This is a genomic window from Burkholderia sp. Bp8986 (assembly GCF_003854225.1).
Taxonomy (GTDB): domain Bacteria; phylum Pseudomonadota; class Gammaproteobacteria; order Burkholderiales; family Burkholderiaceae; genus Burkholderia.
In genome coordinates, this window is record NZ_QTQM01000037.1 from 52,510 (window position 1) to 73,844 (window position 21,335).

General features: G+C 68.3%; 18 protein-coding genes. 8 read left to right on the forward strand and 10 right to left on the reverse strand.

Annotated elements, in window-relative coordinates:
- The first annotated feature begins 97 nt into the window (after window positions 1–97).
- On the forward strand, window positions 98–2,461 hold the full coding sequence (locus DID99_RS27120) for a UvrD-helicase domain-containing protein (RefSeq protein ID WP_124523046.1): 2,364 nt from the start codon (window positions 98–100) through the stop codon (window positions 2,459–2,461).
- Window positions 2,458–3,267 (forward strand): 5'-methylthioadenosine/adenosylhomocysteine nucleosidase, encoded by an 810-nt coding sequence (locus DID99_RS27125; protein ID WP_124523048.1) that lies wholly within the window; start codon window positions 2,458–2,460, stop codon window positions 3,265–3,267. Before DID99_RS27120 ends, DID99_RS27125 begins: the two co-directional genes overlap by 4 nt.
- 384 nt (window positions 3,268–3,651) lie before the next feature.
- Here the strand turns inward: DID99_RS27125 and DID99_RS27135 are convergent, their stop codons facing one another.
- Window positions 3,652–4,887: an MFS transporter gene (locus DID99_RS27135; RefSeq protein ID WP_124488965.1), complete on the reverse strand. Its 1,236-nt coding sequence runs from the start codon at window positions 4,885–4,887 to the stop codon at window positions 3,652–3,654.
- Between the two features lie 408 nt (window positions 4,888–5,295).
- On the opposite strand from DID99_RS27135, the gene DID99_RS27140 reads away from it, so the two are divergent.
- A complete protein-coding gene (locus tag DID99_RS27140; RefSeq protein WP_124488966.1) occupies window positions 5,296–6,969 on the forward strand; it encodes a methyl-accepting chemotaxis protein in 1,674 nt (557 codons plus the stop codon).
- 18 nt (window positions 6,970–6,987) lie between these two features.
- On the opposite strand, the gene DID99_RS27145 is transcribed toward DID99_RS27140, so the two are convergent.
- Genes DID99_RS27145 through DID99_RS27160 form a run of 4 tightly spaced genes read right to left on the reverse strand, consistent with a single transcriptional unit; the run spans window position 6,988 to window position 11,906 of the window.
- Entirely contained in the window at window positions 6,988–7,863 is an 876-nt protein-coding gene (locus tag DID99_RS27145; protein ID WP_044846076.1) for an HlyD family secretion protein, read from the reverse strand.
- A gap of 12 nt (window positions 7,864–7,875) precedes the next feature.
- Window positions 7,876–8,079, reverse strand: coding sequence for a DUF1656 domain-containing protein (locus tag DID99_RS27150; protein WP_011351756.1), 204 nt, complete (start codon window positions 8,077–8,079; stop codon window positions 7,876–7,878).
- Window positions 8,076–10,277 carry an FUSC family protein gene (locus DID99_RS27155; RefSeq protein ID WP_124667855.1) on the reverse strand — a complete coding sequence of 734 codons (2,202 nt, stop codon included), beginning with the start codon at window positions 10,275–10,277 and terminating at the stop codon, window positions 8,076–8,078. Before DID99_RS27155 ends, DID99_RS27150 begins: the two co-directional genes overlap by 4 nt.
- 15 nt (window positions 10,278–10,292) lie before the next feature.
- Entirely contained in the window at window positions 10,293–11,906 is a 1,614-nt protein-coding gene (locus tag DID99_RS27160) for an efflux transporter outer membrane subunit (RefSeq protein WP_124488968.1), read from the reverse strand.
- A gap of 157 nt (window positions 11,907–12,063) precedes the next feature.
- Between DID99_RS27160 and DID99_RS27170 the strand changes: the two genes are divergently transcribed.
- Window positions 12,064–13,005, forward strand: coding sequence for a LysR family transcriptional regulator (locus tag DID99_RS27170; protein ID WP_044846073.1), 942 nt, complete (start codon window positions 12,064–12,066; stop codon window positions 13,003–13,005).
- A gap of 125 nt (window positions 13,006–13,130) precedes the next feature.
- Window positions 13,131–13,295: a hypothetical protein gene (locus tag DID99_RS37420; RefSeq protein WP_185640899.1), complete on the forward strand. Its 165-nt coding sequence runs from the start codon at window positions 13,131–13,133 to the stop codon at window positions 13,293–13,295.
- A 55-nt stretch (window positions 13,296–13,350) separates the two neighbouring features.
- Here DID99_RS37420 and DID99_RS27175 read toward each other — a convergent pair whose 3' ends face one another.
- Genes DID99_RS27175 through wrbA form a run of 4 tightly spaced genes read right to left on the reverse strand, consistent with a single transcriptional unit; the run spans window position 13,351 to window position 16,662 of the window.
- Window positions 13,351–14,178 (reverse strand): metallophosphoesterase, encoded by an 828-nt coding sequence (locus DID99_RS27175; RefSeq protein WP_124667856.1) that lies wholly within the window; start codon window positions 14,176–14,178, stop codon window positions 13,351–13,353.
- A gap of 24 nt (window positions 14,179–14,202) precedes the next feature.
- On the reverse strand, window positions 14,203–15,624 hold the full coding sequence (locus tag DID99_RS27180) for an FAD-binding oxidoreductase (RefSeq protein ID WP_124667857.1): 1,422 nt from the start codon (window positions 15,622–15,624) through the stop codon (window positions 14,203–14,205).
- A gap of 19 nt (window positions 15,625–15,643) precedes the next feature.
- On the reverse strand, window positions 15,644–16,045 hold the full coding sequence (locus DID99_RS27185; protein WP_044846070.1) for a DUF2069 domain-containing protein: 402 nt from the start codon (window positions 16,043–16,045) through the stop codon (window positions 15,644–15,646).
- Window positions 16,042–16,662, reverse strand: a complete 621-nt coding sequence (gene wrbA / locus DID99_RS27190) for an NAD(P)H:quinone oxidoreductase (protein WP_044846069.1) — start codon at window positions 16,660–16,662, stop codon at window positions 16,042–16,044. Before wrbA ends, DID99_RS27185 begins: the two co-directional genes overlap by 4 nt.
- A 148-nt stretch (window positions 16,663–16,810) precedes the next feature.
- On the opposite strand from wrbA, the gene DID99_RS27195 reads away from it, so the two are divergent.
- Window positions 16,811–18,139, forward strand: a complete 1,329-nt coding sequence (locus tag DID99_RS27195; RefSeq protein WP_124667858.1) for a YihY family inner membrane protein — start codon at window positions 16,811–16,813, stop codon at window positions 18,137–18,139.
- 18 nt (window positions 18,140–18,157) lie between these two features.
- On the opposite strand, the gene DID99_RS27200 is transcribed toward DID99_RS27195, so the two are convergent.
- The gene (locus DID99_RS27200) at window positions 18,158–18,475 is read right to left on the reverse strand and encodes an Mpo1-like protein (RefSeq protein WP_124488973.1); all 318 of its coding nucleotides are present in this window, start codon (window positions 18,473–18,475) and stop codon (window positions 18,158–18,160) included.
- A 158-nt stretch (window positions 18,476–18,633) separates the two neighbouring features.
- Between DID99_RS27200 and DID99_RS27205 the strand changes: the two genes are divergently transcribed.
- On the forward strand, window positions 18,634–19,089 hold the full coding sequence (locus tag DID99_RS27205; RefSeq protein ID WP_044846066.1) for a CBS domain-containing protein: 456 nt from the start codon (window positions 18,634–18,636) through the stop codon (window positions 19,087–19,089).
- A gap of 139 nt (window positions 19,090–19,228) precedes the next feature.
- A complete protein-coding gene (locus DID99_RS27210) occupies window positions 19,229–21,163 on the forward strand; it encodes an MFS transporter (protein WP_124667859.1) in 1,935 nt (644 codons plus the stop codon).
- The last annotated feature ends 172 nt before the right edge of the window (window positions 21,164–21,335 follow it).

Below are 21,335 nucleotides of genomic sequence, written 5' to 3' on the forward strand. Positions count from 1 at the left end.
CGGGCGACGGCCCGCGGCACAACGGATCGGAAACGGCACCGCGCGGCCGACTTATAATGGCGGGTCCGCATTTTTCTCGCACGTCCGCTGCCGCTCCATGCCCGATCTGCTCGCCAATCTGAACCCTGAACAATACGCCGCCGTCACGCTGCCGAACGAACCGGCGCTGATCCTCGCGGGGGCGGGCAGCGGCAAGACCCGCGTGCTGATCACGCGTATCGCGTGGCTGATCCAGCAGGGCTACGCATCGCCGGCCACCGTGCTCGCCGTCACCTTCACGAACAAGGCCGCGCGCGAGATGATGGCGCGGCTGTCGGCGATGATGCCGATCGACACGCGCGGGATGTGGATCGGCACGTTCCACGGGCTGTGCAACCGGATGCTGCGCACGCACTGGCGCGACGCCGGCCTGCCGCAGACCTTCCAGATCCTCGACACGGCTGACCAGCTGTCGGCGATCAAGCGGCTGATGAAGGCGGCGAACGTCGACGACGAGAAATACCCGCCGAAGAACGTCCAGTACTTCATCAACAACGCGAAGGAGCAGGGGCTGCGGCCCGACAAGGTCGACGCGTCCGACAACTTCAACCGCAAGTTCGTCGAGCTGTACCAGGCGTACGACCAGCAGTGCCAGCGCGAGGGCGTCGTCGATTTCCCCGAGCTGCTGCTGCGCTGCTACGAGCTGCTCGCGTACAACGCGCCGCTGCGCGCGCACTACCAGGCGCGTTTCAGGCACATCCTCGTCGACGAGTTCCAGGACACCAACAAGCTGCAGTACGCGTGGCTCAAGATGCTCGCGGGCGGCGAGAACGCGATCTTCGCGGTCGGCGACGACGACCAGTCGATCTACGCGTTCCGCGGCGCGAACGTCGGCAACATGCGCGACTTCGAAGACGAATTCCGCGTGCGCAACCTGATCAAGCTCGAGCAGAACTACCGGTCGCACGGCAACATCCTCGATGCGGCGAACCAGCTGATCTCGAACAACGCGCATCGCCTCGGCAAGAACCTGCGCACCGACGCCGGCCATGGCGAGCCCGTGCGCGTGTACGAGGCGAGCACCGATGCGCAGGAAGCCGGCTGGATCGTCGAGGAGATCCGCTCGCTGATCAACACCGGGATGTCGCGCAGCGAGGTGGCCGTCCTGTATCGCAGCAACGCGCAGTCGCGCGCGATCGAGCACACGCTGATGACGTCGGGCATTCCGTATCGCGTGTACGGCGGCCTGCGCTTCTTCGAGCGCCAGGAAGTGAAGCACGCGCTCGCGTACCTGCGGCTGATCGACAATCCGAACGACGACACCGCGTTCGTGCGCGTCGTGAATTTCCCGACGCGCGGGATCGGCGCGCGCTCGATCGAGCAGCTCGCGGACGCCGCGCGCCTGTACGACTGCTCGATGGCCGCCGCGATTCCGTACGTGACCGGCAAGGCCGGCACGAGCCTCGGCGCGTTCGCAACGCTGATCGCGAAGATGCGCGCCGAGACGCAGCAGATGAGCCTGCCTGAGACGGTCGAATACGTCGTGCGCGCGAGCGGCCTCGCCGATTTCTACCAGGGCGAGCGCGAAGGCCAGGACCGCCTCGAGAACCTGCAGGAACTCGTGAACGCGGCCACCGCGTTCGTCAGCGAGGAAGGCTACGGGCTCGACGCACCGGCCCGCTCGATTCCGCTGCGCGCGGGCGCGATCGCGGCGCCGGAGCTCGGCGTGGACGCAGGCGATCCGTCGGTCGACGTGCTCGACCCGGCGCCGCTCGGCGACCCCGCGCAGAATCCCGACACGATGACGCCGCTCGCGGGCTTCCTGTCGCACGCATCGCTCGAAGCCGGCGACAACCAGGCGCAGGCCGGCCAGGACGCGGTGCAACTGATGACGGTGCACGCGGCGAAGGGCCTCGAATTCTCGGCGGTGTTCATCACCGGCCTCGAGGAAGGGTTGTTCCCGCACGAGAACAGCGTGCTCGAATCGGACGGCCTCGAGGAAGAGCGCCGGCTGATGTACGTCGCGATCACGCGCGCGAAGGAGCGGCTCTACCTGTCGTTCGCGCAGAGCCGGATGCTGCACGGCCAGACGCGCTACAACGTGCGCTCGCGCTTCTTCGACGAACTGCCGGAGCACGTGCTGAAGTGGCTCACGCCGAAGGTCGAGGCCGGCTCGCGCTGGGGCGGCCGCTCGGACAATGCCGGCTGGGGGCGCGACTGGTTCGCGCGGCCGGGCGGCGGCAGCCGCGAGCAGGTGGTCGACGCGGCGGTCACCGCGCCGCTGCCGGCCTTCGCGAACAAGCAGCGCGCGGCCGACACCGGGTTCCGCGTCGGCCAGCAGGTCTTCCATACCAAGTTCGGCGAGGGCACGGTCACCGCGCTCGAAGGCAACGGCGCCGATGCGAAGGCGCAGGTGAAGTTCAAGCGGCACGGCGAGAAGTGGCTCGCGCTGGCGGTCGCGAAACTGCAGGCGGTGGAATGATGAGCATCGACATGGTTGAAACGGTATCGACGCGCCCGCTCGGCATTCTGGCCGCGCTGCCCGAGGAACTCGGCGACCTGATCGCTGCGATGCGCGCCGACGGCGTGATGAAGACGATCACGCTCGGCCGCCGCGATTACCACGTCGGCACCGTGCACGGCGCGGCCTGCGTCGTTACGCTCGCGCGGGTCGGCAAGGTTGCGGCTTCCGCCACCGTCAGTGCGCTGATCCATGTGTTCGGCGTGTCCGGCGTCGTGTTCACCGGTGTCGCCGGCGGCGTGTCGCGCACGGTGCGTATCGGCGACGTCGTCGTCGCCGATACGCTGCTGCAGCACGATCTCGATGCGTCGCCGCTGTTTCCGCGCTACGAGGTGCCGCTGCTCGGCATCACGCGGTTCACGACCGACGCGGCGCTGACGGCCCGCCTGAAGGCCGCGTGCACGCTGTTCGTCGCCGAGGAGGGCGCGCAGTTCGCCGCGCGTTTCGGGCTCGCCGGCGGGACGCTGCATGGCGGGCTGATCATCAGCGGCGACCGCTTCGTGTCGAGCGAGCGGGAAGTCGTCGCGCTGCGCGACGCGCTGCCGGACGCGCTCGCGGTCGAGATGGAAGGCGCGGCGATCGCGCAGGTATGCGCCGAACACGACGTGCCGTTCGCCATCGTGCGCACGATCTCCGATACGGCCGACGATCACGCGACGCAGTCGTTCTCGCACTTCCTGTCGGCGATCGCGAGCAGCTATTCGTCCGGCATCCTCAAGCGGTTCCTGACGTTGCATGCGACGGAGAATGGTGCAGCCATCGTATAGCCAAGTACGTCGGGCACGGGCACTGCGATGACGACGAGGCCGTGATGGCTTGAGCTTTCGCGGCTGCCGGGGTGTCGTAGCAGCGGGGACGACAGCGTGCTGCACGCAGTCGTATCAAAAAATAACGAAAATGAGAGGGCCCGAATGCCTGTCGACCCAATTCAATGCGCTTCGCAGGTTCCTGAAGTCGCAGAGCGGCGGCACGATTCCGGGCACCGGGATGAAGTTCGGCGTCAGCTTCGTGATCGCGATCGCGCTGGTCTGGCTGGGTGCGCGAATGTTCGGTCGCGGCACACGAGAACCCCGGCACTGATAACCGCTCGACGAAACGTTTCGCAAGGTTGTTGAGCCAACGGCCGCGGCACCCAAGCCGCGGCCGTTTCGTCACGCCTTCTTGCGCCGGCTGCTTTCGAGGTTCGGCAGGAACACCGTCAGCACGCCGATCAGCGGCAGGAACGAGCACACCTTGTAGACGAACGTGATGCTCGTCGCGTCGGCGAGCTGGCCGAGCACGGCGGCGCCCACGCCGCCCAGGCCGAACGCGAAGCCGAAGAACAGGCCCGCGACCATCCCGACCTTGCCGGGCATCAGCTCCGTCGCATAGACGAGGATCGCGGCGAACGCCGACGCCAGCACGACGCCGATGATCACGCTCAGCACGCTCGTCCAGAACAGGTTCGCGTACGGCAGCAGCAGCGTGAACGGCGCGACGCCGAGGATCGACACCCAGATCACGTACTTGCGGCCGATCCGGTCGCCGACCGGCCCGCCGATCAGCGTGCCGGCCGCGACCGCCGCGAGGAACACGAACAGGTGGATCTGCGCGGCCTGCACCGACAGGTGGAACTTGTCGATCAGGTAGAACGTGAAATAGCTGTTGATGCTCGCGAGATAGAAGTACTTCGAGAACACCAGCAGCACCAGCACGCCGATCGCGGCGAGCACGCGGCCCGGCGACAGCGTCGGATGGCCGGCCGGCGCCGCCTTCTTCTTCATCGACGGATGCTTCTTGTACCAGTGGCCGATCTGCGTGAGCACGACCATCGCGACGAGCGCGGCCGCCGAGAACCACGCGATGCTGTGCTGGCCGTGCGGGATGATCACGAGCGCGGCGAGCAGCGGCCCGAGTGCCGAACCGGCGTTGCCGCCGACCTGGAACAGCGACTGCGCGAGCCCGTGCTGGCCGCCCGACGCCATCCGCGCGACGCGCGACGATTCCGGATGGAACACCGACGAGCCGCAGCCGACCAGCGCCGCAGCCGCCAGCAGCGTCGCGAAGTTCGGCGCGGCCGACATCAGCAGCAGCCCCGCGAGCGTGAAACCCATCCCGACCGGCAGCGAATACGGCTTCGGCCGCTTGTCCGTATACAGGCCGACGAGCGGCTGCAGCAGCGACGCTGTGATCTGGTAGGTCAGCGTGATCAGGCCGATCTGCGCGAACGACAGCGCGAACTGGCTCTTGAGCATCGGATAGATCGCGAGGATCAACGACTGGATCATGTCGTTGAGCATGTGCGAGAAGCTGATCGCGCCGAGCACCGGATAGACGGTACGCGGGGCGCGTGGAGCAGACGGCTGGGCGGCGGCGGTGCCGGCGCCCGTATCGAGGCTGGTTTCCATGTGAGCTGAGCGAGTTGAGGTGACGGGACGCGCTCTGATGGGGATCGGCGCGTTCGAATCGTTGTTGCGTCAAAGAAGTCTAATGTGGCGTATCGAGAATGTCCGGCCAAGTTTTGTCGCGATTCGGACATTGCTACGACGATTCGACCCATTGCCCCCTTTTTTGGCCGGGTATAACGCTGCGGCGTGTCCGCCTTTCGTCGCGCCGCGGGACCGGATCGGTGTTTGTCCGGACTCAAGGCGTGCCGATCGAGGCCGTAGAAGACGCAACGACAACACAGGCGCGCCGCGCCCGGCACCGGCCACGAGCCGGACGGGTGCAGGACGCGCGGCATGACGGGCCATTGCGGGAATGCCGGCCGCCGGAACCGACCTTTTCGGCGGCACGATCAATACGGGGAAATATCGATGAAAGCAGCTTCATTGCATCCGCGGCCGGTTGCGGCCACAGCCGCGGCAGACGCAGCCGCCAGGCCCGCCTCGCGGCACGCGCGCGCAGCCCGGCGCGAACGCCGGACGTGGACCGTCAAGGCGACGTTGCGCGCCGCGTTCGCGATCCTGCTGGCCGGCACGCTCGCGATCGGCGTGTTCTCGCTGTGGCAGATCAGCCGGCTGAACGCGTCGATTGCGTCGGTCTACGAGCAGGGGCACGTCGCGAGCCGGGCGGCGGAGGAAGTGCGCGCCGAGGTGCTGCGCGCGAGCCGCGCGCAGAAGATGCTGCTGACCGCCACCACCGCGAAGGAACGCGACGACCTGGGCGCCGAAGTCGGCGCGGGGCTCGCGTCGATCGGCCAGGCGCTCGCGACGCTGCAGCATTACGCGGATCCGGCCGATGCGGACGATTCCGCGCGACTGCGCGCATTCTCGCTGGCGGTCGGCACGTGGAGCGGCCATCTGCGCGATTTCGTCGCGCTCGTGCAGGCGCAGCCGCTCGACCTGTCGCAGATGAACTGGCAGGTCGGCACGCAGGACGTGTCGCTGCTGGTCGAGACCGGCAAGCTCGAGAAGCTCGTCGCGATGCTCGTGAAGACGCGCGGCGCGAAGTCGAAGGCGACGCTCGATGCATCCGCAACGATCTTCTCGTCGTCGTTCGCGATGATCGCGGCGATGACGGCCGCGCTGATCGTGCTGGCGATCGCGATCGCCGAGCGGGTCGTGCGCCGGCTCGCGTCGCAGCTCGGCGGCGAGCCCGCGGAGGCGAAGGCGATCGCCGCCGACATCGCGCGCGGCGACCTGACGCGGCCGATTCCGCTCGGCCGGCACGACCGCGACAGCATGGTGCGCGCGCTGTCCGACATGCAGTCCGGGCTTGCGGCGACCGTCGGCGAGATCGCCGTCAGCGCCGAGGCGATCGCGGCCGCGTCCGGCGAGATCTCGACCGGCAACCTCGACCTGTCGCGGCGCACCGAGCAGCAGGCCGTCGCGCTCGAGCGCACCGCGGCCAGCATGGAAGAGCTCACGTCGACCGTGCGGCAGAACGCCGAGAACGCGCGTCAGGCGAGCGCGCTCGCGGCCAATGCGTCGGCCGTCGCGGAGGCGGGCGGCGAAGTCGTCGGTCGCGTGGTCGCGACGATGAGCGAGATCGACGACAGCGCGAAGAACATTCGCGACATCATCGGCACGATCGAGGGGATCGCGTTCCAGACCAACATTCTCGCATTGAACGCGGCGGTCGAGGCGGCGCGCGCGGGTGAGCAGGGGCGCGGTTTTTCGGTGGTCGCGGGCGAGGTGCGGCTGCTCGCGCAGCGCGCGGCGACCGCGGCGAAGGAGATCCGTACGCTGATCGGCGCGTCGGTCGAGCGCGTCGCGAACGGCGCGGCGCTCGCGCACGATGCGGGCCGCACGATGGACGACGTGGTGCGGGCGGTCAAGCGCGTGACCGACATCATCGGCGAGATCTCGGCGGCGTCGGACGAGCAGAGCGCCGGGATCGACGAGATCGGCCGCGCGGTCACGCAGATGGATGCCGGCACGCAGCAGAACGCCGCGCTCGTCGAGCAGGCCGCCGCTGCGGCGAATGCGCTCGACGAACAGGCGCAGGCGCTCAAGTCGCTGGTCGGACGCTTTCGCATCGCGGCGTAGGCGTCCGGCCGTCGACGCTTACGACTTCTTCCGCTGGTCCGGATCGATGATGACCGTGCAGGTCGTGCCCGCCGACAGCACCACGTCGGCCGGCACCTCGTCGATGCGGATGCGCACCGGCACGCGCTGCGCGAGGCGCACCCAGTTGAAGGTCGGGTTCACGTCCGCGACGAGGTCGCGGCTTTGCGGGTTGTCGCGATCGTAGATGCCGCGCGAAATGCTCTCGACGTGGCCCTTCATCACGCCGCCGCTCATCAGCCGCATCTCGGCCGGCGCGCCGACCTTCACGCGCGGCAGCTTGGTTTCCTCGAAGTAGCCGTAGACCCAGAACGAATGGCTGTCGACGATCGCGAGCTTCGCCTGGCCGGCCACCGCGTAGTTGCCCTTGAACGTCTGCAGGTTCGTGATGTAGCCGTCGACCGGTGCGACCACGCGCGTGCGTTCGAGGTTGAGCTTCGCGGCGTCGAGCGCGGCGATCGCCTGCTGGTACTGCGCATCGGCGCTCGACGCGCTGTGCGCCGCGTTCTCGCGGTTTTCCTTCGACACGACGAGCGCGTCGAGGTCGGCACGACGGGCCGCGTCGTCGCGGCGCATCTGCAGTTCCGCGCGGCGGGCGGCGACGGCCGCCTGCGCCTGCTCGACCGCGATCTGGTAGTGCGACGGGTCGATCTGCATGATCAGGTCGCCCTTTTTCACGAGCTGGTTGTCATGCACGGGCAGCTCGACGATCGCGCCCGACACGTCCGGTGCGACGTTGACGATTTCGGCACGGACGCGCCCGTCGCGCGTCCAGGGATCGTCCATGTAGTGCACCCACAGCGAGCGCCCGATCAGGATCGCGACGAGAAGGATGATGGCGGTCGCGACGAAGCCGAAGAGTTTTCTGAGAATCATGATGGTTCGGAATCAACGGTAAACGGCAAGACTCAGTCCGCCGCAAATGCAGACGAGAAGGCACGCGCGGAACAGCGACGGGTGCCAGACGAGACGGTAGAGGCCCGTGTAGGCGAGCAGGCGGTCGACGGCCCAGGTCGCAAGCGCGCCCAGGACGAACATCAGGACCACCGTGGGCATGTAGGCATCGAGAATGGCGATTTCACGCGGCATCATGACGAGGCTCCTTGTTGGGGACGCACGGGGCGGTTGCGGTTGAGCGGCTCGAGCGGCGATTCCGGATCGAGCAGCGCCGTGCGTACGAAATGCAGATGGCTCAGGATGCGCTGCAGCCGGTGGCGCTCCTCGCGCGACGGCGTGAACGCATCGAGCGTTTGCCGGGTCGCGTCGATCGCGGCGTTGACCGCGGCGAGCGCCGCGTCGAAGCGCGCCGCGTCCGGCTTGCGGAACAGCGCGGACAGCGCGGCGCGCAGCGTCTCGATCGCGCGGCGCCACGGTGTCGTCGGCGCATAGCGCGGGTCGGACGGCAGCGTCGCCAGCTCCGCGCGCAGGTCGAGCGCGGCATTGCCCGTTTCCAGCACCGCGAACATCCAGCGCAGCGCGTCGCGCTGCACGTCGGGCTGGTCGGCCGACAGCGTGTGCGCCTGGTACATCAGGTCGCGCGCGCCGCTCTCGAAGCGCGTGCGCAAGCCGGCGAGCCGTGCGTGGCACGCCGCGACCACCTGGTGGCGCAGGTCGGCGAACAGCCGCTTCTTGTGCCACGGCGCGGTCGGCGGGAACAGCACCGCGAACGCGATCGCCGAGACCAGCATCGACAGCACCAGCGCGAGCGCGTCGTTCATGAAGCTCGTCGGGTCGTAGTGCGTGATGTTGTCGGGGCCGGCGAGGAAGCTGAAGAAGATCAGGTAGCCCATCCCGTAGCCGGCGAGCTTCGGCTTCAGCGTCATGCAGATGCCGATCGCGAGCAGCGGCGCGAGGGCCACGCACAGCAGCGGGAAGCCGTCGATGTGCGGGTAGATGCCGAACGTCAGCAGGAAGCCCGTGCAGACGGCCAGTGCGGTACCCATGCCCATCTGTGCGGACATCGCGGTCGGGCGCGGCGTCGACGATGCGAGCGCGCAGGTGGCCGCCGCCGTCAGCGTCAGCGTCACGCCGCTCGGCCACGCGGTCGCGATCCAGAACGCGCCGAGCACGAGGATCACGGTCGCGGTGCGAATCGCGGCGATCACCATCGCCGTCAGGTTGGTGCGCGGCTCGTAGCGCTCGATCCAGCGCTCGCGCTCGTGCGTCGCGGTCGACAGCGACGCGTAGGTCGCCGCGTATTCGTGCAGGTCCGTGATGAAGCGGTACAGCAGCTCGGTGGCCGTGTCGAAGTCGAGCAGCGGGAAATCCGGCTGCGTCTCGAGCGCGGCGCGCGTCGCGCGGATGCGGCGCGGCAGCGCGTCGCGCCACGCGAGCAACTGTTCGGCGGCGAGCGCGGCGTCGGCCGACGAGCGCACCGGCTCGCCGTTGCGCGTCAGAAGCGGCGCGATTTCGCGGAAGTACGGCTCGATCGCATCGATCGCGGCCTGCGCGCCGGCCGCGCGCAGTCGGTTCATCAACTGGTGCAGCGCGTGGAAGCGGCTCGATACGCTCATGAACTCGCTGTTCAGGCGCGCGAGACGGCCGCTGCGCATCCGCGTGTCCGGATCCTCGAACACGGCCATGCTGCGCGCCGCTTCGAAGCCGACCACGTCCGCGACGAAGCGCGTATGGATGGTTTCGATGTGCGCGCGGTCGAGCTGGCCCGACAGTGCCGCCGCGACGTAGTCGACGAAGCTGCTGAAGCGCTTGCGCACCGTCGTGCGCATCTGCTCGCCGGTGTACTGCGGAAACACCAGCGCGCTGACGACGCCTGCCGACACGATCCCGACCATGATCTCGGCGACCCGCGTCATCGCGCTCATGAACGCGCCGTCGGGGTGTTGCGATGCCGGCAGCCCGATCAGCGCGGTCGTGTAACCGGCGAGCAGGAAGCCGTAGCTGCGGAAATTGCGGTTGCGCGCGGCGCCGGCCGTGCACAGCGCGACCCACAGCGCGACGGCCAAGAGGAACAGCTGCGGCTGCTGCGGGAACAGCCCGACGAACGTGAGCGTCGCGATCAGCCCGAAGATCGTGCCGGCGACCCGGTAGAAGCTCTTCGCGAGCACCGCGCCGCTTTGCGGCTGCATCACGATGAACACCGTGGTCATCGCCGTCTTCGGGGCCGGCAGGTCGAGCCGCATCGACACGCCGGTCGCGATGAACGCGGCGAGCAGCGCCTTGAACAGGTAGAGCCACGCGGCGCCGTCGCTGCGGGCCCAGTCGCCGAAGGCGGCGTACCAGGCCGCGAGCGCGCCGCCGGCGTGCGTGGAAGCGGGGGAGGAGGCTGACATGACGGTCGCTCCGCGTTACCGTGCGGCCGGCGTGGCGGCTGCACCCGCCGAACCGGCCGTCGCGACCTGCGCGGGGCGGGCGACGGCCGCGGCGGGCTTCGCGCCCGATGCGGCTGCCGGCGCGGCGGCACCCGCGGCGGACGCGTCGCGCGGCGGATGGCCGCCCCGCACGTCCGCATCCGTCTGCGTCTCCGTCTCGACGCCGCCGCCGAGCGCGGCCATCAACTGCGCGTGTGCGGCGAGGCGTTCCGCGTCGATGCGGGCCGCCGTTTCCTGTGCGCGCAGCAGCTGCTGTTGCGCGACCAGCACGTTCACGTAATCGGTCAGCCCGCGGCGGAAGCCTTCGCGCGACAGCTGGTAACTGCGGTCGTTGGCGGCCACCGAGCGCGCGGCGTCCTTCTTCTGCGTGTCGAGCGAGCGGATCCGCACGACCTGGTCGGCGATGTCCTTGAGCGCGCCGACGACCGTCTGGTTGTAGCGTTCGACCGCCTGGTCGTAGCCGGCGTCGGCCGCGCCGAGTTGCGCGCGCAGCCGGCCGCCTTCGAAGATCGGCAGCGACAGCGCTGGGCCGGCCGTCCAGCCGCCATTCATCGCGCGCAGGAAGTCGGTGAACGGCGCGGTCACGCCGAAGCCGCCGACCGTCGCGAGCAGATCGATATTCGGGTAGAAGGCGGCTTTCGCGACATCGATGCCGCGAGCCTGCGCGTCGACCGTCCAGCGGGCCGCGACGACGTCCGGGCGGCGCCCGAGCAGGTCGGCCGGCAGCGCGGACGGCAGGCCGGCCGGCGCATCGAGCGACAGGCTCGGCCGCTTGATCGCGTCGCCGGCGCCCGGGCCCTTGCCCGCGAGCGCGGCGAGCTGGTGGCGCGCGAGCTGGATCGCTTCTTCGTAGCTGTCGATCTGGCGCTCGTAGTCGGGCAGCGTCGATTCGGCCTGGCTGACTTCGAGCTGCGTGCCGAGGCCGGCCTGCAGGCGCTTGCGCGCGAGATCGGCCAGCGAGCGCTGGCGTTCGAACGTTTCGTGCGCAAGGTCGAGCAGCGCGTAGTTCATCGACATGCCGACATACGCGCGCACGACGTTGACCTCGAGCTCGAGCTTCGCCGCCCGTGCGTCGGCCGCGGTCGCATGCGCGGTGTCGAGCGCGCGCTCGGTCGCGTTCTTGTCCTTGCCCCACAGGTCGAGGTGGTACGACAGGCCGAGCGTGCCGGTGTTGTTCCAGGTGTCGGTATCGGCGAGCGGCCCCGGGCCGTAGTAGACGTTGTCCGGCCAGTGCTGGCGCATCAGCGACAGATTGCCGTTGATCTGCGGCAGTTCCGCCGAGCGCGCCACGCGCGCCATCGCCTGCGCTTCGCGCACGCGCGCCTCGGCGGCCGCCAGGCTCGGGTTGCCGGCCTGCGCGGCGGCAATCCACGCATCGAGCTGCGGATCGCGGTACGCGCGCCACCAGTCGGACGCGGGCCAGCCTGCATCGTGGTCCGCCGCGCGGATCGCGGCGCCGGCGTCGAGCGTGTTCGCTTCGATGCGGGCGGACTGCGGCTTGTTGTCGCCCATGCTCGCGCATCCGGCCATTATTAATGAGACTGCAAGAACCGCCAGTGCCAGCGTCCCTTTTGTTGCCGGAGACCGCACGATTTTCTCCCTTTCGGATATAGATGAGTCGGATGCGATTATATTTTTCAGTGATTCCTGAATAAATGGACAACGGTGCAAGTCATTTTTACGAATCCTGAGATAATATTTGTTGGCCCCTGTGCAACAATCCCTCCGGATTCATACGGGTAATGGGATGGATACGTTACAAAACATGCGGGTCTTCGTCCGCGTGGTCGACGCGGGCAGCTTTACCGCGGCCGCCCAGCAGATGAATTCGACCACCGCCTATGCATCGCGCGCCGTGTCGGATCTCGAGGCGCACCTGCGCACGCGCCTCCTGAACCGGACGACACGCCGGATCGCGCTGACCGAAGCGGGCGAGCGCTACCTGCAGCGCTGCGAGCAGATCCTCGCGTACGTCGACCAGGCCGAAGCCGAAGCGGGCGACGCGCACGCGCGGCCGTCGGGCAAGCTGAAGGTGCATTGCTTCACGAGCCTCGGGCAGCACTACCTGGTGCCGGCCATTGCGCGCTATCGGCAGCGCTATCCGGACGTGCACGTCGAGCTGACGCTCGCGCAGCGGATGCCCGACCTGCTCGACGAGGGGTACGACGTCGCGATCGTGGTCGGCCGCGACCTGCCGGATTCGGGGCTCGTGTCGCAGCGGCTCGGCGAGAGCTACAGCGTCGTGTGCGCGTCGCCGGGCTATATCGACGCGCACGGCGTGCCGCAGACCCCGGCCGATCTCGAGCAGCACGTCTGTCTCGGGATGGTCGCGCCGGGCTTTCACTTCGACGAATGGTCGCTGTCGGGGCCGCGCGGCGACGAGGTGGTTCCGGTCACGGCGCCGCCGTTCCGCGTGAACGTCGCCGAGGCGCTCGCGGTGGCCGTGCGGGAAGGGATGGGAATCGGCGGGTTGCCGCTCTATTCGGCGATCGGCGGGCTGCGCAGCGGACACATCGTGCGCGTGATGCCCGAATACCGGTCGCACGTGATGAACATCTACGCGTTGTATCCGTCGCGCCAGTACCTCGACGCGAAAATCCGCACCTGGGTCGATTTCCTGCGCGACGAGCTGCCGGCCACGCTGGAAGCCGACGAGGCCGCGCTCGCGCAGTTCACGGCTGCGACATGAGCGCGCGGTCGAGCGCAATCTGACCAGATTTGTCCTTCACGCAACATTTTTTTACCAACGGACCGCGGACAGTTTGATACTGTTTCAATCATCGAGATTTGGAACTGCCCACACCCGGAGTCGCAATGGATACGCAACTGATGATCGGCCTTGGAGTTTTGCTTGGTGCGGCTGCTGCCGCCGCGGCGACGCGCGATCTGCTGCGCGCGATGAAGGCGCGGATGAAGCCGGTGCCGGTGCGGGTGCGGGTGCGCCCGTCGTCGAACGGCTCGCGCCGCGCCGATCGCTGATCGGGGGGGTTTTCAGCTCGGGTAGGCCGCATCACGCGGCCCGATGGCTTGGCGCTCAGCCGAGCTCGACCACCTTGTCCCACGCAAACGCGGGATTCTCCAGTTCGCCGGTGCGCCGGCGGATATAGCCGCGCGGGTTGCACACCACGCGCGTGCCGCTGTCGGTCACGTAATCGAATGAAGTATGCGTGTGGCCGTGGATCCACAGGTCCACGGGCGGCCGCACGAGTTCCGCCATGTCCGTGACGAATCCCGCCGACGCCAGGTCTTCCGCATAACGCTCCGCCAGCGAGCGCAGGTGCGGCGCATGATGCGTGACGACGATCGTGCGGCCCGCGAACGGTGTCGCGAGCCGTGCTTCCAGCCACGCGCGGCCTTGCCGGTGCAGCGCGATCGCGTCGGCCGGCGTGAAATCCCGCTCCGGGGCTGCCGCCGCATGCACGGACGCATCGTGCGGCCACGTCACCTGGATCAATCCCTTGAAATCGAGCATCACGCGCATGGCCGCGTCGATCGCGTGCGCGACGCTCGCCTGGTCGGCGCCGAACAGCGAGAAATCGGCCCACAACGTCGTGCCGAGCACGCGAAAGCGCTGCGCCGGATCGACGTACACGCCGTTGTTCAGGTAATGCACGTGGTCGATCGTGTGCGCGGCGTCGCGCATCGCGGTTTCGAGCGCGCCGAATTCCCCGTCGTAGTACTCGTGATTACCCGGCACGTAGATCACCGGCACGTCGGGATCGAACGTCTCCGCGGCCCAGCGCAGGCCTTCCGCGTGATTGTGGATATCGCCGGCCAGCACGACGAGATCCGCGTCGGCATGCGCGATCGTGTCGGGCTGGTTGCATTCGAGATGCAGGTCGGACAGGACGCGGACTCTCATGGGCATCGCTCCGGGACGGGGGCTTCAGTGCAGGACCTTGCCGGGATTCATCAGCCCGCGCGGGTCGAGCGCGGTCTTCAGCGTGCGCATGAGCGCCGTTTCGACCGGCGACTTGTAGCGCTGCGCGTCGTCGATCTTCAGCTGGCCGATCCCGTGCTCCGCGCTGATCGTGCCGTGGTGACGGTGCACGTTGTCGTAGACGATGCGGTTGATCGGCTTCTGGAATGTCGCGAGGAACGCCTTCGGGTCGCCGCCTTCGGGCGTCTGCACGTTGTAGTGCAGGTTGCCGTCGCCGAGATGGCCGAACGTGACCATCCGCGCGCCCGGCGCGGCCTGCTGGATCGCTGCGTCGGTTTCGTCGATGAAGCGCGCGATCGACGAGATCGGCACCGCGATGTCGTGCTTGATGTTGAGACCCTCGTCGGCCTGCGCGAGCGGGATGTGTTCGCGCAGGTCCCAGAACGCGCGCGATTGCGCGAGATTTTCCGCGACGACGGCGTCGACCACGAGCCCGGACTCGAACGCCTCTTCCATCAGTTTTTCGAACAGCGCGCGCGCATGCGTTTCGCTTTCGTTGTCCGACAGTTCGAGCAGCACCGTCTGCGCATGCGTGCGGTCGAACGGATAGCGCAGTTGCGGATAGTGCTTGCCGACCAGCTGCATGCAGAAGTCGGACATCAGCTCGAAGCCGGTCAGCAGCGGGCCGGCCGCGCGTTGCGCGAGCGCGAGGAAGTCGAGCGCCGCGTGCGGCGACTCGAGCGCGGCCAGCGCCGTGACCTGCGCGGCCGGCAGCGGATGCAGCTTCAGCACGGCGGCCGTGATGATCCCGAGCGTGCCTTCGGCGCCGATGAACAGGTCGCGCAAGTCGTAGCCGGTGTTGTCCTTGCGCAGCCCGCGCAGGCCGTCCCAGATCTCGCCCTGCGGCGTCACGACCTCGAGCCCGAGGCACAGCTCGCGTGCGTTGCCGTAGCGCAGCACCGCGGTGCCGCCGGCGTTGGTCGACAGGTTGCCGCCGATCGTGCAGCTGCCTTCGGCGGCGAGGCTCAGCGCGAACAGCCGGCCGCCTTCGCGGGCGCGCGCCTGCACGTCGGCGAGGATCACGCCGGCGTCGACCGTGATCGTGTTGTTGTGCGGATCGAGGGCCCGCACGCGGTTCAGGCGCGCGAGGCTCAGCACGGCCTGGCTGCCGCTCGCGTCGGGCGTCGCGCCGCCGGCGAGCCCCGTGTTGCCGCCCTGCGGCACGAGCGCGACGCCGTGCGCGTTGGCGAGCCGGACGAGCGCGGCGACTTCCGCCGTATCGGCCGGTTTCAGCACCGCGCACGCGCTGCCCTTGTAGCGGCGGCGCCAGTCGGTCAGGAACGGTTCGGTGTCGTGCGGCTCGGTCAGCACGTAGGTGGCGCCGATCGCGTCTCGGCAGGCGGATACGAAGGCTTCGGAAGAATTCATACGTTCGGTCGCGTAAGGGTCAGGACGCGGCGCGCTGCTGCTTCGCCGCGCGCTTGAACGGCGCGACGTAGGCCAGCGCGGCCACGAAGAAGCCGACGGCGAGCGCGGTCTCGCACCAGCCGAGCGTCGCGGACAATCCGCGGTCGGACATGCCGCGCACGATGCCTTCGGCGAAATAGACGAGGATCAGCATGCTCGCCCACTGCATCGTATAAATGTTACGCCGCCAGACGCCGGGCAGCGCGAGCGCGAGCGGCACGGCCTTGAGCATCAGCGCCGAGCCCCCCGGGCGCAGCGGCGCGAGCCACAGTTCCCACGCGAGCGACAGCGCAATCAGCGCGACGAGGCACGCGGCCGCGGCCAGCGCGTAGCGCGGCCGGGCGGCGACGGGGGGACGGGCGGGACGGGCAGGCGCGTTCATGCGGCCTCGGCGGCCCGGGCGTCGGCGAGGGCCGCCGCCGCACGCGCGAGCCGCACGCCAAGCGCGGCCGCGAGCGCCTTTTCGTCCGCCGACAGCCCCGCGGGCCCGCTGCGATCGTGCTGCGACACGTGCGACGCGCCGTACGGCGTGCCGCCGGTGCGCGTCGTGCTGAGCGCGGATTCCGTGTACGGGATGCCGACGATCATCATCCCGTGATGCAGCAGCGGCAGCATCATCGACAGCAGCGTCGACTCCTGGCCGCCGTGCAGGCTGCCGGTGGACGTGAACACGCAGGCCGGCTTGCCGGTCAGCGCGCCCGACAGCCATTGCGGCGTCGTGCCGTCGAGGAAATACTTGAGCGAGGCGGCCATGTTGCCGAAGCGGGTCGGCGAGCCGAGCGCGAGGCCCGCGCACTCCTCGAGATCGCGCAACTCCGCATACGGCGGGCCGTCGTCGGGGATATCGGAGGCGGTGGCTTCGCAGACCGTCGAGACGGGCGGCACGGTACGGATGCGGGCCTGCATGCCGGGCACGCTGTCGATGCCGTTCGCGATTGCGAGTGCGAGATCACGCGTGGCGCCGTGGCGGCTGTAATAGAGGACGAGGATGTCTTTCATGGGCGACGGGGCCGCATGCGGCCGCGCGGATGCCCGGTGCAGTCGGCCCCTGCTGGATCGAGCGGCTATTATAGGGGCTGAAGTCGTCGCGCAGCGCGGCGGCGGCGCGCCGTCGGGCGCGCGGCGTCAGCAGAGAAGGAGAAGCCGTTTGCCGAAGTTGAGCGTCGATCTCGACACCCTCAAGCGCCTCGCGCAGTTCGCGGCCCGGCGCAGCGCCGAGGATCGCATCCCGCAAGTGGCGGGCAGCCTCACGTTCACGACGATGCTGGCACTCGTGCCGCTCGTGACGGTCGCGTTTGCGCTGTTTACCGCGTTCCCGATGTTCGCGTCGTTCCAGATCTCGCTGCAGGGGTTCCTCGCGGATCACCTGATGCCCGCGCAGTTCAACGTCCAGATCTTCAAGTACCTGAACCAGTTCGCGTCGAAGGCCAAGGGGCTGACGACGGCCGGCCTGATCGTGCTCGTCGTCACGTCCGTGATGACGATGATGACGATCGAGTCCGCGTTCAACCTGATCTGGCGGGTGCGCAAGCCGCGGCCGTTCGCGCAGCGCGTGCTCGCGTACTGGGCGCTGATCACGCTCGGGCCCTTGCTGTTCGGCGTGAGCCTGTCGATCTCGTCGTACCTGTTTACGCAATCGCTGGCGTTCACCGGCGCCGCGCCGTCGACGTCGATCGTCGAATGGCTGCTCGCGTTCGTGTCGCTGCCGCTGACCGTGCTCGCGTTCACGCTGCTGTACGTGTATCTGCCGAACTGCACGGTCGCATGGCGCGACGCGGTGATCGGCGGGCTGTTCGCGGCCATCGCGTTCGAGCTCGCGAAGCGCGGCTTCGGCTATTACGTGCGGCGCATTCCGACCTATACGGCCGTCTACGGCGCGTTCGCGGCGCTGCCGGTGTTCCTGTTGTGGGTGTATCTGAGCTGGTTCATCGCGCTGCTCGGCGCGATGGTGGCGTCCGCGCTGCCGGCGATCCGCGTCGGCCAGTTCCATCGCATCCACTATGCGGGCAGCGACCTGCTCGACGCGCTCGAATTGCTCGCGCGGCTGGCCGAGGCGCGCGCGGTCGGCAAGGCGGGCTATACGGCGATGCGGCTTGCGGCCATGTTGCGCTGCGACATGGAAACCGCGCAGCGGCTGCTGTCGACGATGGAGGAGCGGGAGTGGATCGCGCGGCTGGACAGTGGCGAACGCGCGCCGCGCTACATCCTGCTGGCGAATCCGGAGCAGCTGACGCTGGCGCAGCTGTTCGACGTGCTGGTGATCGACCGCACCGAACTGACCTACCAGCTGCAGCGACGCAGCAGCCACGTCGAAGGCGGGGCATTGCTCGAGGTGCTGTCGAACGACCGGTTCGACGTATCGCTTGCGTCGCTGATCGCCGCGCACCGGCTTGCAGGTGCGCCGGCCGCGACCGTGCCCGGGCCCGTGCCCGGCGGGGCGCACGACCCGCACGCGCGGCCGCCGAAAACGGCGTGACGCGGTGCCGGGCGGGCCTTACAGCGGAATCTTGCCGGTGCAGATGTCCTTGAACATCACCCAATCGCCCATCAGGCTGTAGATCGGGTGCCGGAACGTGGCGGGGCGGTTCTTCTCGAAGAAGAAGTGTCCGACCCACGCGAGTCCGTAGCCGCACACGACCGCCGCCGGCAGCCACGGCCAGTGGCCCGTCGCGATCGCCATCGCGACGCAGCCGATCACGCCGAGCGAGCCGATGAAGTGCAGCCGGCGCGACGTCAGGTTCTGGTGTTCGTTCAGGTAGTACGGGTAGAAATCGGCGAAGCTGGCGAATTGCTCCGTATGCGTATGTGCCATGGCCGTCTCCTCGGGCCGCCGTCCATGGACTCATTGTGCGGCGGCCGGCCGGTGTCCGCAAGCGGCGACGGCCGCGCCGCGTGGGGCTGAGCTTTCCTTTTGACAGGCTTTCCGATAGGATCGAAAGCGGTTTTGCATTCAAGCATGAGGGGACTACGATGCGCGTCAGCGATATTCTGAAAGTGAAGGGCAACACGCTGTTTACGGTGACGCCCGATAAGCCGCTGCGCGAAGCGGTCGATACGATGGCCGAACACGATATCGGTTCGCTCGTCGTGATGGAGTACGGTGATCTCGTCGGGATGCTGACGTTCCGCGAGATCATCCTGCGCCTGCACGTGAACGGCGGCGCGATCGGCGACGTGCAGGTGCGCAAGGTGATGGACGAGCCGCTCACGTGCACGCCGGAAACCGACGTCAACGAAGTGCGCCGGATGATGCTCGAGCGCCACGCGCGCTACATGCCGGTGCTCGACAAGAAGGTGCTGATGGGCGTCATTTCGTTCTACGACGTCGCGAAGACGGTCGTCGAGGCGCAGAGCTTCGAGAACCGGATGCTGAAGGCGTACATTCGCGACTGGCCGGAATCGGAAGCCGAAGCGCAGAAGCCGTGAATCGCGTCGCGCCCGGTGCCATGACGCGCGGGCGCTGCCATTCGGCGTACGGCGGCGCAGGTTCAGCCTGCGCCGCCGTTTTTTCGACAACAACCCAAGGTCCGCGCAGCTTCGCCCAGACGATGCGCGCGTATTCCGCATGAGCGATCACACGCAAGTCTCTTCCGCGTCGCGCGGCGATCGGCGCGCCCACGCGTCGCAGTTCGACCTGTTGCGCCAGCGCCGTTTCGCGCCGTTCTTCACGACCCAGTTCCTGGGCGCGCTGAACGACAACGTGTTCAAGATCGGCTTCACGTCGCTCGTCACCTATCACACCGCGCGCTTTTCCGGCGTCGACCCGAAGACGGCCGCGTTCCTGATCTCCGCGATCTTCATCCTGCCGTTCGTGCTGTTCTCGGCCACCTCCGGCCAGATCGCCGACAAATACGACAAGGCGACGCTCACGCGCTTCGTGAAGTCCTTCGAGATCGTGCTGATGCTGGTCGGCGCGGCCGGTTTCGTCACGCACAGCGCGACGCTGCTGTATCTGTGCACGTTCATGATGGGGATGCACTCGACGCTGTTCGGCCCCGTCAAGTATTCGTACCTGCCGCAGCATCTCGGCGACCACGAACTGGTCGGCGGCAACGGCCTCGTCGAGATGGGCACGTTCATCGCGATCCTGATCGGCACGATCATCGGCGGCGCGGCCGCGGGCATCGAAGGCAGCGGCGAGCGCGTGCTCGCGGTGAGCGTCGTCGTCATCGCGCTCGCGGGGCGGCTCGTCGCGCAGCGCGTGCCGTCGACGCCCGCGCCGCAGCCCGATCTCGTGATCAACTGGAATCCGTTCAGCGAAACGTGGCGCAATCTCGGGCTCGCGCGGCAGAACCGCACCGTGTTCCTGAGCCTGCTCGGCATCTCGTGGCTGTGGTTCGTAGGCGCGACGTTCCTCACGTCGTTCTTCAACTTCGCGAAGGACGTGCTGTCCGCGAGCCCCGACGTCGTCACGGTCCTGCTTGCGACGTTCTCGGTCGGGATCGGCCTCGGCTCGCTGCTCTGCGAGCGGCTGTCGCAGCGGCGCGTCGAGATCGGCCTCGTGCCGCTCGGCTCGATCGGTATCAGCGTGTTCGCGATCGAGCTGTATTTCGCGAGCCGCTCGCTGCCATCGCCCGGGCATCTGCTGTCGGTCGGGGAATTCCTGGCCGGCGCGCGCCACTGGCGCATCCTGGCCGACCTGTTCCTGCTCGCGATGTTCGGCGGCTTCTACAGCGTACCGCTGTATGCGCTGATCCAGAGCCGCAGCGCGCCGACCCACCGTGCGCGGATCATCGCCGCGAACAACATCCTGAACGCGCTGTTCATGATCCTGTCGGCCCTGATGGCGATGGGGCTGACCAAGGCCGGTGTCGACATTCCCGGCCTGTTCCTCGTCACCGCGCTGCTGAACGTCGTGGTCGCGACGTACATCTACCTGCTCGTCCCCGAGTTCCTGCTGCGTTTCGTCGCATGGGTGCTGGTGCACACGTTCTACCGGATTCGTCTCGTCCATGCGGAGCGGATCCCGGAAGAGGGCGCGGCCGTGCTCGTATGCAACCACGTGAGCTACGTCGACGCGCTCGTGCTGGCGGCTGCGAGCCCGCGGCCGATCCGGTTCGTGATGGATCACCGGATCTTCAAGGCGCGCTTCGCGAGCTGGGTGTTCCGGCATGCGAAGGCGATTCCGATCGCGCCGCGCCACGAGGATCCCGACATGCTCGCGCGCGCGTACGACGCATGCGAGGCCGCGCTGAAGGACGGCGAACTCGTGTGCATCTTCCCCGAGGGCAAGCTGACCAAGACGGGCGACATCAACACCTTCCACCACGGCATCACCGAGATCCTGGGCCGCACGCCGGCGCCCGTGATTCCGATGGCGCTGCGCGGGCTGTGGGGCAGCTATTTCTCCCGGCATGCCGATGCGCGCATGCCGCGGCCTATCAAGCGCGGCGTGATGAGCCGGCTGACGCTCGCGGTCGGCGAGCCGATCGCGGCCTCGGTCGCGACGCCCGAGGCGTTGCAGGCGGCGGTGACGGAACTGCGCGGCGCGCGGAAGTAGGCAGGGCGGGCCCCGGCGGCTTCGTATCGGGCAGCGGGCGGCTGCAAACCGGCCGGTTCGACCGGAACGGCGCAGGTCGACGATTCTCGCGCCGGGCCGTCTGCGTGGCCGGCCAGTATGGTCTGAACGGTTCACGCGGCCCGCGGGTCCGGGACGGCTGGCATAATAGCGG